We start from the raw sequence: 12,101 nt of genomic DNA on the forward strand, positions 1-12,101 counted from the left end.
GAGGAGTGAGCACGATGAAAAAGAAAGACATTTTAGAAGCGTATCGTTGGCGTCAAGCGACGAAAGCGTTCGATGCGGATCGTAAAATCAAAGAAGAGGACATGGAGTTCATTTTAGAGACGGGACGTCTTTCGCCGAGTTCGTTCGGATTCGAGCCATGGCAATTTGTCGTGGTGCGTCGGGAAGATTTACTCCAAAAAATTAAAGATCATGCATGGGGAGCGCAAGGTCAGGCACTGACTGCCAGTCACTTCGTGTTGATCCTCGCAAGAACCCCTAAAGCCATGCGTTATGATGCGGACTATATTCGTCATATCGTGACGGGTGTACAGGGCCGTACGGAAGAAGAATACGCACAGCGCGTGAAACGGGTACAAGAGTTCCAGGAGAACGACTACCGTCTCTTAGGTGATGAGCGTGTCTTCCAAGAATGGATCAAGCGTCAGACATATATCCCGCTCGGAAATATGATGACGGCTGCCGCACAAATCGAGATTGATTCATGCCCGATCGAAGGGTTCAATCAAGAGGAAATCGATGAGTTGCTCATCTCAGAAGGCGTGATGGAACGAGGCGAATGGTCACTTTCAGTCATGGTTGCATTTGGGTATCGAGCGCGCGATTTCGCACCGAAAACACGTCGTGACTTTAACGAAGTCGTCAAATATATCGGATGAAAAAAAGAGTCAATCGCCTCGGCGATTGACTCTTTTGAATTATTTCCAGTCTGTGATGCGGTCGACTGGGAAGCGGACTGATGGATACCCTTCTTCTGCTGCTTTCCCGATTGAGAGAAGCATGACTGGAAGGTAACGTTCTTTGTCGAGACCGAACGCTTCAGCGATGTTCGCTTTGTCGTATCCGCCGATTGGGTTTGTGTCATACCCGTGCGCACGTGCGACGAGCATGAGTTGCATCGCAACAAGACCTGAATCGAGCATGATGCTGTCTTTGACCATTTCTTTCGGTGCATCTTTGAAGATGCCTTTGATCATGTCGACTTGACGGTCGCGGACTTCAGCCGGCATCATACCGCGCTCTACCGCTGTATCAAAAATCTCTTCTGTGTAATCTGCCATTTGGTAGTCAGCAAAGAGGGCGATGACAGCTGAAGATGTTTCCACTTGGCGTTTGTTGAAGCTTGCGAGTGGAAGGAGTGTTTCTTTTCCTTCTGCGCTATCGATGACGACGAAGCGCCATGGTTGTAAGTTAAGTGATGAAGGAGCTGTTGTCGCTTCTTCAAGAATTTGTGTCATTTCTTCTTTTGAGATTTTGACGTTCTCATCGTATACACGAATCGAACGGCGTCCTTTGACAATCTCCATAAAGTCTTTTTGTGTAGCAGTGTTCATATTGTAGTCTTCCTTTCATGGTCAATAGTATCTTGTAACATCGTGAGTGATGCTAGTAACTGTTGTTGATCCTCTACCTTCATGTTGACAAAAAGTCGGTCCGTTAAGCACTCTTTTTGCTCAGTCCAATGTGCAATTTGTTCACGACCATCGTCTGTCAACTCGACATAGATGACACGGTTGTCTTGTTCGCAGCGTCTCCGCGTGATGAGTCCTTGTGTCTCTAATTGTTTCAGGTGTCGGGTGATGGCGGCGTGATCGACATCGACACGTTGCTGCAATTCACGTTGCCGCAATGGACCGACGTGATACAGGTTGCTTAAAATGTCGTAGCGACTCAAGCTGAGTCCGTCCATTTCCGAGTCGAATAATTGCCCCAATTCTTTTTGTACGGTGATGATGTGATAGAGAATTTGATCACGAAGCGAGCAAGAATCTCGCATGCACATCGCCTCCTCAAATCATTGATGACTCAATTATTGATGGGTCACACAATGTATAGTAAACCCATCGTGACGAGATTTCAAATAAAAAGTTTTAAGAAATGGGTTGTCAAACTGTTATATAATAGACTATATTGTAATCAACTGATATATAACAATGATTAAAGGAGGATGTGAACGCTTGGAACACTATGAACGACTAAATACGTATCATATTCATGAGAAACTGATTGAACTTGTGAATAAAAACGTTCTTGATCCCCATGAAATCAACGTTTTTTGGGAAGGCGTCGAATCGCTTCTAGAGCGTTTCATTCCAGTGAATCAGACACTTCTAGAGCAACGGACGACATACGAGCGATTGTTACAGGAGTGGTACAGTCGTCAAGAGGAAGTCGATCCAATCGAATATGAGACATTTTTAACGTCAATCGGCTATATCGAACCGGTCGTCGAAGATTTTCACATCGATGTGTCGCATGTCGATCATGAAATCGCGCATCAAGCTGGACCACAACTCGTTGTCCCGTTAGATAATGCCAGATATGCACTCAACGCCGCCAATGCCAGATGGGGAAGTCTCTACGATGCCCTTTATGGGACGGACATGATTGACGAGACAGACGGTATGGAAAAGGGACGAGTATATAATCCCGTTCGCGGTAAGGAAGTCGTTCGGTTGGCGAAACAGTTTTTGGATGACACGTTCCCGCTGCCGTCAGGATCGCACGAGGAAGTGACACGATACGTCGTTCGTGACGATGTCGCCTATGCGGTGATTGGAGACGACGAGCATTCATTCGCAGATGATTTCTTCGTCGGTTACACCGGGGAACCAAACGAGTTGAAGACATTGATGCTCAGACACCATGCCTTACATGTGGAACTTCAATTCGACCGAGAACATCCGGTCGGCAAAGTCGATCCTGCTGGACTGATGGACATCGAGCTCGAATCAGCCCTATCCGCAATCGTGGATTGTGAGGACTCGGTCGCAGCCGTTTGCGCGGAAGACAAAGTTCATTTGTATCGCAATTGGCTCGGTCTAATGAATGGGACGCTTGAAGCCTCATTCCAAAAGAATGGGAAGCGACTCTCTCGACGTTTAAACGAAGATAAGCGTTTGATTGGAAAAGGTGGGGCGGAAGTCGTGCTCCCAGGACGCGCACTTCTATTCATTCGGAACGTCGGACACTTGATGACGACGGATTTGATCCTTGATGCAGAAGGGCGTGAGGTGCCAGAAGGGATCGTTGATACCATCTTCACTTCATTGATCGCAAGTCGCCATCTCCATCGTCGTCTCAACTCTCGGGAAGGGTCGATCTATATCGTCAAGCCGAAAATGCACGGGTCTGAAGAAGTAGCATTCACCAATGACTTGTTTGACGCCGTAGAAGATCTACTGGACCTTCCTCGCTATACGTTGAAAGTCGGCGTGATGGATGAAGAGAGACGAACGTCGCTCAATTTGAAAAATTGCATCGCGCAAGTAAAAGATCGAGTCGTCTTCATCAATACGGGCTTCCTTGACCGGACGGGAGACGAGATTCATTCCTCGATGACACTCGGACCGATGCGTCGGAAGGGAGAAATGAAGACGTCACCTTGGCTCGCTGCATATGAACGGTTGAATGTATCAACCGGTCTCGAGAGCGGATTCCATCATCAAGCACAAATCGGAAAAGGGATGTGGGCGATGCCCGACCGGATGCAGGACATGATGCGTGAAAAAATGGCACACGTACGCTCCGGGGCAACGACGGCATGGGTGCCTTCACCGACAGCAGCGACGCTCCATGCGATGCACTATCATCAACTCGATGCTTTTAATGTACAGCGAGAATTGATCAAGCAGCCTCATTTGAAACATGAGCGGCAACAGCTCCTTGATATCCCGCTCGCGACGCGTATCTATTCGCAAGAAGAGATTAAAGAAGAGCTTGAGAATAACTTGCAAGGGTTGCTCGGATACGTTGTTCGTTGGGTCGAGCAAGGCGTCGGTTGTTCGAAAGTGCCAGATATTCACCATATCGGACTGATGGAAGACCGGGCGACACTCCGGATTTCGAGCCAACACGTGGCCAACTGGTTACATCACGGCATTTGTTCAGCGGATCAAGTGGAGGTCACGCTTTATCGGATGGCACGAGTCGTCGACGAACAAAACGAGTCAGATCCGAATTATCGACCAATGACGCCGAACGTCGATCAGTCGATCGCCTATCAAGCTGCCCACGAACTCGTGTTTCATGGGTTGAAACAGCCGAACGGGTATACGGAACCAATCTTACATCGCCGCCGCCGTGAATTTATGAAACGACAAACTGTGGAGTTCAATTTAAAAGGAGGAACCTTATCATGACAACGAAAAAAATGGAAAGCGAACAGTTGATTGAACGTTGGGTCGTCCGCCGCATCGTATCTGGAAAATCGACTGCATCACTTGCGAATACAGCATTCGTATATGGTAACGACTTGATGCGCCTCGTTTTGGACCGGACAGACGGTTCACTTCAAATCATGAAAGAGCCGATCGATGAAGTCGTCGTATTCCGCAAGCCGGAAGATCGGGACGAAGAGAACGTCTGTCGTTGTTGCGGGATGGAGCATTCGACGTTTAAGGCAGCATTGGAATGCTGTGCTTACCTCGATTAAGTCATTTCGTTTGTAATATCTGTTATATAACAAATTAAATTTATCAAAATTAATATAATACAGGAGGGTTTATTGATGAAACAACGCGAAGAATTATTGAACAGCTGGCAGTCAGAACGATTTGAAGGTGTAGAACGTCCGTACTCTGTAGAAGACGTCATGAAATTACGAGGGTCTATCGTGATTGAACAAACGCTTGCGACAAAAGGAGCGGAACGCTTGTGGCAATTGATGCACGAGCGTGACTACGTCCATGCACTTGGTGCATTGACAGGGAACCAGGCGATTCAGCAAGTAAAAGCAGGACTCGAAGCCATCTACTTGAGTGGTTGGCAAGTAGCGGCGGATGCGAACCTGTCAGGTCATATGTATCCGGACCAGAGTCTATATCCGGCCAACTCGGTGCCGAGTGTCGTCAAACGAATCAATCAGGCACTTCAACGTGCCGACCAAATTCAAACGGCAGAAGGAAAAGGCGATACGCATTGGTTCGCACCGATTGTCGCGGATATGGAAGCAGGGTTCGGTGGGGTGCTCAACGTATTCGAATTGACGAAGGCGATGATCGAAGCAGGAGCTGCCGGTGTTCACCTCGAAGACCAGCTCTCGTCTGAGAAGAAATGTGGTCACCTTGGTGGAAAGGTATTACTCCCGACGCAGACGGCTGTGAAAAACTTGATTTCGGCTCGACTCGCGGCAGACGTCATGGGCGTCCCGACAATCATCGTAGCGCGGACAGATGCGCACGCAGCGAACTTGATCACAAGCGACATCGACCCAATCGATCACCCGTTCATCATTGGAGAGCGTACATCGGAAGGCTTCTATCGTACGGAAGCTGGTATCGAGCAAGCAATCTCTCGTGGACTCGCTTATGCACCGTATGCAGACCTCGTCTGGTGTGAGACGTCTGAACCAGATTTGGCAGAGGCACGTCAATTCGCCGAAGCGATTCATGCGAAGTATCCAGGAAAACTTCTCGCTTACAACTGCTCACCATCGTTCAACTGGAAGAAGAAGTTGTCAGACGAAGAGATTGCCACGTTCCAACAAGAAATCGGCGCAATGGGCTACAAGTTCCAGTTCGTCACACTCGCTGGATTCCACGCGCTCAACTTCGGCATGTTCGAGCTCGCACGTGGGTACAAAGACCGTGGCATGGCAGCCTACTCGGAGTTACAACAAGCAGAATTTGCGGCTGAAGTACATGGTTACACAGCGACACGTCACCAACGTGAAGTCGGGACGGGTTACTTCGATGAAGTCTCGCTCGTCATCTCAGGTGGGCAATCATCAACGACTGCACTGGCTGGATCGACAGAAGCAGAGCAGTTCACAAATTGATCATATTTTGGAGATGCCAATTTGTTGGTGTCTCTTTCTTTATGTGAAAGTGTGTGAGACCAGTCGATGAATATGTGAAATAAGGGTGAATCGAAGTTCATTTTCACTTCTCCAATTCGACGAATAGTTGTCACAAATAGTAATAATAAACCGTTTCCATTCCTTGTATACTCAATCTGTTCACAAGTTGGACACAATGATAAAGGGGGAAGCGTTATGCAGGGGGAACGATTGAACAAACGCAACGCTTGGTATCAAGCGGTTTGGCGTTGGCACTTTTATGCAGGTCTTATATTTGCACCGATTTTCATTATCCTGGCTGTGACAGGGAGCATTTATTTATTTGAACCACAAGTAACGAAGATGCAGTACAAAGACATGATGACGGCATCATTCACGGAAGAACAGCCGATAGAAGTTCAAAAGGAATCATTTAGGTCAGAATATCCGGATGCGATGATCACTTCAATTCGATTGCCGGATGAAGGTGAATCGACTCGAATCGGTTGGATGAACGAAGACGAGATGATGTATACATATATTCATCCGGAAACGACAGAAGTTTTAGGAACACGAACTGCTGAAAGTAGCATGGATTTACTGTTTGTCATTCATGGCACGCTGTTGGGGGGACAAATTGGGAACTGGGTTGTCGAGCTCGCGGCGTCATGGGCGATTATTCTACTCATCACGGGAACGTTCTTATTCTGGCCGCGCGGTAAGAATCCGATTCGGATGCTTATGCCGAAGCTCGGGAAAGGCCGGCAGTGGTGGAAACAGATGCATGGTAGCGTCGCTTTATGGACATCATTCGGTCTCGTCATCATCATCAGTTCAGGTCTTGCCTGGTCATCCGTTTCGGGTGCGATGTTGCAGTGGGTTTCCTCGTCGACGAACACGGGAGCACCAATATATGCCTATGCGTTTGGCGCCAAGCCAGAATCGACCGTGACGACAAAAGATGTGGCGGAAGACGTGCCTTGGGCGACCCAGGCAGATCTCGTTCCAACGTCTTCTCCAAGTACGCTTCTGCCAATTGATTTGAATCAGGTCGTGAACAATACGTCGATCGATCGACCGTATACGATCTCACTTCCGGAAGGCGAAACTGGCGTCTATACCGTCACCTCGGCGGCGGGTCATCCGTTTAAAGAAGCGACGGTGAACTTAGATCAATACAGTGGTGAAACACTCAGCTCTGTGACATACGCAGATTACGGGATTCTCGGAAAACTGATTACGGTCGGAATTGCCTTCCATGAAGGTCGCCTATTCGGTTTGCTTAATCAATTGGTCGGAGTCACGCTTTGTCTAAGTCTCATTTTCGTTGTCATCAGCTCGTTCGTGATGTGGCGTAAACGAAAAGTCGGATCAATCGAACAGATGAAACGATTTGAAGACGACCGGATCAAACGAATCGTCGGTATCTTGATTTTACTGCTCGGTGTGACATTACCGCTCGCAGGAATCAGTATCCTTGTCGTTCTTGTATTTGATTGGTTGATTGGACGCCGGAAGTTGAAAGCGGAGGTGGCAGCATGAGACGATTCAAAACAGTGCTTCCTGTCATCCTAGCGACGATTTGGTTAGGCGCGTGTCAGCTTCAACCAGTAGAACGCACCATTGATCCGATCGGGATTCAACTGATCGTACCTGAACGTGTAGAAGTTGGAGCGACGACGCTTGCGATGAAAGTATCGAATGACGAACGCGTGACGGAAAGCCATATCCAAGTCACACCTTACGATTCGGAAGAGACCCGGACGTATGAAGTGACAGAAAAGGATAGCTATCTCGTGACGAGCGTGAAGCTCGACCAGGGAATCTATCAAGTGAACGGCATGGTCCATGAAGGGCAGAAGGTCTATACGCCTTCAGCGTGGATGATTGTCGGTGATGTACCGCAAGACCAAATCGACCAATTGCAACAACCAATCGTTCACTCACACGACCATAGCGGTGAACATCAGCATTAAAAAAGTAACCGTTGCGTATGCAGCGGTTACTTTCGTTTAAGACGTATCCCGATCTCTCCAATGAGAATGGCAATGCCCACGAATCCGGCACCGAGGATGGCCATCTGATTCTGGTTGGCGACCCCGATTCCGTTTTCGAATTGATAAATGTCACGAGTGAAGAATTGAATTGGCTCACCGGATGTGAGTGCTTGTTCATAACCGAGCCAAATCAAAATCGAGAATGTGGCAATGGAGACAACAAATCCGATGAGTGCAGTGATACTAACGCGGATTGCGATTCGAGTCATAATGGTTCCTCTTTTCCTGTTTGTCTAGCATACGTCACAGAAAGAGGAAAAGATTCGCAGTGCACTCATTTCGGAATGGTTAACACTTGTCCGACGCTGATGAGATTGACGTTCGTGATGTTATTGGCGGCTGCGATTTTTGCGACGGTCGTATTGTACATCGTCGCAATCTTATAGAGTGTATCGTCCGACTTCACCGTATACTTCACGGTCGTTGTAGGTGGTGGTGTAACAGTCGTTCCTGGAATGATGAGCACTTGTCCGACGCTGATGAGGTTAACGTTCGTGATGTTATTGGCGGTTGCGATTTTTGCGACAGTTGTATTGTACATCGTCGCAATCTTATAGAGCGTATCGCCCGATTTCACAGTATATTTCACAGTCGTTGTAGGTGGCGGTGCGACGGTTGTTCCTGGAATGATGAGCACTTGTCCGACGTAGATTAAGCTATAGTTCGTGATGTTGTTGGTAGCAGCAAGAGCGGATACGGTGACGCCATACGTCCGTGCGATGCTATACAATGTGTCGCCTGATTTCACGGTATACGTTTTGTTCGTCGATGTGTTTTGATACGCCAGTAATTGCGAGACCGTGACAAATTTGTAGCCCTTTGCTTTCAGTTGTGAAATCATCGTCGGTAATGCGAGTGGGGTACCCGGTGCACCCGCACCTGTATGCATCAAGACGATTGAACCCGGCTTAATGTTGGTCTGAACTTTCGTATTGATTTGACTTGCGGTTAATCCTTTCCAGTCAATCGTATCGATGTTCCATTGAATCGTGTAGCCGTATCCGGCAGCCCCCACACCGTTCAATACGGTACTATTGACGGCACCGAACGGGGCTCTGAAAATCGGTTTTGTTGTTTTTCCCGTCAACGATTTAATCAAAGCTTCCGTGCGGTCGAGCTCGGATTTCATTTGAGTGGCAGTCAGTTTGGTGAAGTCTGGGTGTGTATATGAGTGGTTTCCGAGCTGATGCCCTTTTGCGGCGATGTTTTTAATGTACTGTGGATGATTATTTGCGCCCGAACCCGTTAAAAAGAAAGTGGCCTTGACGTTGTTTTTTGTTAAAATGTCTAAAATCTTGTTCGTGTTCGCCCCGTCTGCCCCGTCATCGAACGTCAATGCGACGACCTTGCTCGTCGTATTCACGCTCGTGATAAATGTTGAAGCGGCGGCACTGACGGAAATCGATTGTGTGATCACCATCGCTAATAAGATGAACAGTGCCATCGCCCCACGAATGACCTTACGTTTCATCTGAATTCGCCTCCAGTCATGATGTAACTCCCTTGATGTTAAGACTTTCCAAATGTTTAACCTTAATATATTTTATATACCCCTTTTTAGAAGTGATGGACTAAAATACGGAAATGTACACAACAAATTTCGATTCAACTATATGTGTGAAATTTGTGAGAACATATCGTGGGTTATATCACAGAATGCTCACACTCTTTTTGGAAAGAGATGGTATCATGAACAATGTGTGAAAGATGTAAGCGATTTATAAGGAGGACTTATAATGAAAAAGATGATGACACGGTTTGGGGTCGTGTTTGGGCTCATCGGGCTGTTTGTACTCGGTGCGTGCGGCACGGAGAAAGAAGCGGAAAGTGCAACTGTTCCGCAATCAATGGAGCCAGTAGATGCAGAATTGATGGTTGAGGCAACAGCTGAAAAAGGAGAAGCTGTACCCTTGTCGGTTCACGTCACGCAAGATGGTCAACCTGTAGACGATGCGGATGAAATCAAGTTCGAAGTATGGAAGAACGGTGCGAAAGAAGAAAGTGACATGATCAAGGCGTCACTCACGAAAGACGGTGTCTATGAAGCCGAGACGACGTTCGCTGAAGAAGCGGTTTATACAGTTCAAGTGCACGTGACAGCGCGTTCGATGCATACGATGCCTACGACAAATGTGACGGTCGGACATCCAGAAACGGCTGCTGAAGCGGAAGAAGAGAGTGAGCATCATCACCATGCCGGAGCGGATATCACGCTTGACCCGAAAGAGGCGACAGCGGGAGAAGAGCAACCATTCATGGTGCACGTCATGATTGAAGACGAGATGCTCGCTGGGGCGGAAGTACAACTCGAAATCTTCCAAGACGGGGCAGAGAAGCATGAGTGGGTGAAGTTAGAGGAAGCAGATGCTGGGATGTATAAAGGTGTACACACCTTTGCTGAATCAGGCGCATACAACGTCCAAGTCCATGTCACGAAAGGTCATGATATTCATGAGCACGTCATGGAGACGGTAAACGTTAAATAAAAAATCGGCTCACGTTGAGCCGATTTTTTATTATGCATTTTGGTAAAGTGATTCTACTTGTTGTTGAAGCGCCTCGTTCTCCAAGTACTCATCGTATGTTGCTTCTTTGTCCACGATGCCATTCGGTGTCACTTCGATGATGCGTGTCGCAATCGTCGAGATGAGCTGATGGTCATGTGAGCTGAAGAGGAGTACGCCTTTAAACGACTCGAGACCGTTGTTGAGTGCCGTGATCGATTCGAGATCCAAGTGGTTCGTTGGATCGTCAAGGACAAGCACGTTCGAGTTCGAGAGCATCATCTTCGAGAGCATGCAGCGTACTTTTTCTCCCCCTGAGAGGACAGACGCCTTCTTCATGACTTCCTCACCTGAGAAGAGCATACGGCCAAGGAATCCACGGAGGAACGTATCTGACTCATCGGCTGGTGAGAACTGGCGCAACCAGTCCAAAATACTCTTTTCTGAGCCTTCGAAGTACTCCGAGTTGTCTTTCGGGAAGTACGACTGAGTCGTCGTCACGCCCCATTTGACCGATCCAGTGTCTGGTTCCATCTCACCCATGAGAATTTTGAAGAGTGTCGTGATGGCAACGTCAGAACGACCAACGAATGCAACTTTGTCCGTCTTGTTGAGTGAGAACGTGACGTTGTCGAGCACTTTTACACCATCAATCGTTTTCGAAACGTTGTCGACATAGAGAACATCGTTCCCGATTTCGCGTTCCATCGTGAATCCGACGAATGGATAACGACGTGATGACGGACGGATGTCATCAAGTGTGATCTTATCGAGCAACTTCTTACGCGACGTCGCTTGACGCGCTTTCGATGCGTTCGAGCTGAAACGTGCGATAAAGTTTTGAAGCTCTTTGATTTTCTCTTCTTTCTTCTTGTTCTGGTCTGCCGCCATACGTGTAGCGAGTTGGCTAGACTCATACCAGAAGTCGTAGTTCCCGACATACAATTGGATTTTTCCAAAGTCGAGGTCGGCCATGTGCGTACAGACTTTGTTCAAGAAGTGACGGTCGTGGGAAACGACGATGACTGTGTTTTCAAAGTTGATCAAGAATTCTTCTAACCATTGAATCGCTTTTAGGTCAAGTCCGTTGGTCGGCTCGTCTAAGAGGAGGATATCTGGCTTACCGAAGAGCGCTTGGGCAAGAAGGACTTTGACTTTCTCCCCACCTGTGAGTTCGCTCATTTGTTTCTGGTGGAGCGCTTCAGAGATACCGAGACCTTGGAGGACCATCGAGGCTTCCGACTCTGCTTCCCAACCGTTCAACTCAGCGAATTCCCCTTCGAGTTCAGCTGCGCGCATCCCGTCTTCATCTGAGAAGTCTTCTTTCATGTAGATGGCGTCTTTTTCTTTCATTACTTTGTAGAGACGCTCGTGACCCATGATGACGGTCTCGAGAACTGCACTGTCCTCATACGCGTAGTGGTCCTGCTTGAGGACCGCGAGACGCTCACCCGGTGTGATGCTGACATCACCTGTCGTCGTATCTTGTTCACCTGATAAAATCTTTAAGAATGTCGATTTTCCGGCACCGTTCGCACCAATCAATCCGTAACAGTTGCCTGGCGTGAACTTGATGTTCACCTCTTCAAACAACTTGCGACCGCCAAATTGTAGGCTGACGTTATTTACTGTAATCATGTATGGTATCCCTCGTTTTTCTGATTAGTTTACGACGTGTATTGTATCACGTTTTTGAAAATCGCGCAGTGTCGCAAAAAATCTAATAGAGTAGTGTGGTCGTCA

The 12,101-nt window shown here is 47.8% G+C and carries 12 protein-coding genes; 7 read left to right on the forward strand and 5 right to left on the reverse strand.

Annotation, left to right across the window (positions count from 1 at the left end):
- The first annotated feature begins 14 nt into the window (after nt 1–14).
- The gene (locus KNO66_RS11210; RefSeq protein WP_214742554.1) at nt 15–677 is read left to right on the forward strand and encodes an NAD(P)H-dependent oxidoreductase; all 663 of its coding nucleotides are present in this window, start codon (nt 15–17) and stop codon (nt 675–677) included.
- A 39-nt stretch (nt 678–716) separates the two neighbouring features.
- Here KNO66_RS11210 and KNO66_RS11215 read toward each other — a convergent pair whose 3' ends face one another.
- Together KNO66_RS11215 and KNO66_RS11220 are read right to left on the reverse strand one after the other, a co-directional pair.
- Entirely contained in the window at nt 717–1,352 is a 636-nt protein-coding gene (locus KNO66_RS11215) for a nitroreductase family protein (RefSeq protein WP_074036693.1), read from the reverse strand.
- Complete coding sequence (locus KNO66_RS11220; RefSeq protein WP_078146066.1) at nt 1,349–1,795, reverse strand: MarR family winged helix-turn-helix transcriptional regulator; 447 nt, start codon at nt 1,793–1,795, stop codon at nt 1,349–1,351. The genes KNO66_RS11215 and KNO66_RS11220 overlap by 4 nt, the downstream gene beginning before the upstream one ends.
- A gap of 181 nt (nt 1,796–1,976) precedes the next feature.
- On the opposite strand from KNO66_RS11220, the gene KNO66_RS11225 reads away from it, so the two are divergent.
- The 5 genes from KNO66_RS11225 (at nt 1,977) to KNO66_RS11245 (ending at nt 7,773) form a co-directional block, all read left to right on the forward strand.
- Complete coding sequence (locus KNO66_RS11225) at nt 1,977–4,160, forward strand: malate synthase G (RefSeq protein WP_483299196.1); 2,184 nt, start codon at nt 1,977–1,979, stop codon at nt 4,158–4,160.
- Nucleotides 4,157–4,453, forward strand: a complete 297-nt coding sequence (locus KNO66_RS11230) for a hypothetical protein (RefSeq protein WP_214742556.1) — start codon at nt 4,157–4,159, stop codon at nt 4,451–4,453. The genes KNO66_RS11225 and KNO66_RS11230 overlap by 4 nt, the downstream gene beginning before the upstream one ends.
- A gap of 75 nt (nt 4,454–4,528) precedes the next feature.
- Entirely contained in the window at nt 4,529–5,797 is a 1,269-nt protein-coding gene (gene aceA, locus KNO66_RS11235) for an isocitrate lyase (protein WP_214742557.1), read from the forward strand.
- A 216-nt stretch (nt 5,798–6,013) separates the two neighbouring features.
- Entirely contained in the window at nt 6,014–7,339 is a 1,326-nt protein-coding gene (locus tag KNO66_RS11240) for a PepSY-associated TM helix domain-containing protein (RefSeq protein WP_214742558.1), read from the forward strand.
- Nucleotides 7,336–7,773 carry a hypothetical protein gene (locus tag KNO66_RS11245; RefSeq protein WP_214742559.1) on the forward strand — a complete coding sequence of 146 codons (438 nt, stop codon included), beginning with the start codon at nt 7,336–7,338 and terminating at the stop codon, nt 7,771–7,773. Before KNO66_RS11240 ends, KNO66_RS11245 begins: the two co-directional genes overlap by 4 nt.
- A gap of 26 nt (nt 7,774–7,799) precedes the next feature.
- Here the strand turns inward: KNO66_RS11245 and KNO66_RS11250 are convergent, their stop codons facing one another.
- Nucleotides 7,800–8,063 (reverse strand): LlsX family protein, encoded by a 264-nt coding sequence (locus tag KNO66_RS11250; protein ID WP_214742560.1) that lies wholly within the window; start codon nt 8,061–8,063, stop codon nt 7,800–7,802.
- A gap of 65 nt (nt 8,064–8,128) precedes the next feature.
- Nucleotides 8,129–9,325: a LysM peptidoglycan-binding domain-containing protein gene (locus KNO66_RS11255; RefSeq protein WP_214742561.1), complete on the reverse strand. Its 1,197-nt coding sequence runs from the start codon at nt 9,323–9,325 to the stop codon at nt 8,129–8,131.
- 265 nt (nt 9,326–9,590) lie between these two features.
- Between KNO66_RS11255 and KNO66_RS11260 the strand changes: the two genes are divergently transcribed.
- Nucleotides 9,591–10,340 carry a FixH family protein gene (locus tag KNO66_RS11260; RefSeq protein ID WP_214742562.1) on the forward strand — a complete coding sequence of 250 codons (750 nt, stop codon included), beginning with the start codon at nt 9,591–9,593 and terminating at the stop codon, nt 10,338–10,340.
- Nucleotides 10,341–10,370: 30 nt separating this feature from the next.
- Here KNO66_RS11260 and KNO66_RS11265 read toward each other — a convergent pair whose 3' ends face one another.
- The gene (locus KNO66_RS11265; protein WP_015880408.1) at nt 10,371–11,996 is read right to left on the reverse strand and encodes an ABC-F family ATP-binding cassette domain-containing protein; all 1,626 of its coding nucleotides are present in this window, start codon (nt 11,994–11,996) and stop codon (nt 10,371–10,373) included.
- Nucleotides 11,997–12,101: the final 105 nt, after the last annotated feature.

The organism is Exiguobacterium sp. s48 (assembly GCF_018617395.1).
In the GTDB taxonomy this organism is placed as follows: Bacteria; Bacillota; Bacilli; order Exiguobacteriales; family Exiguobacteriaceae; genus Exiguobacterium.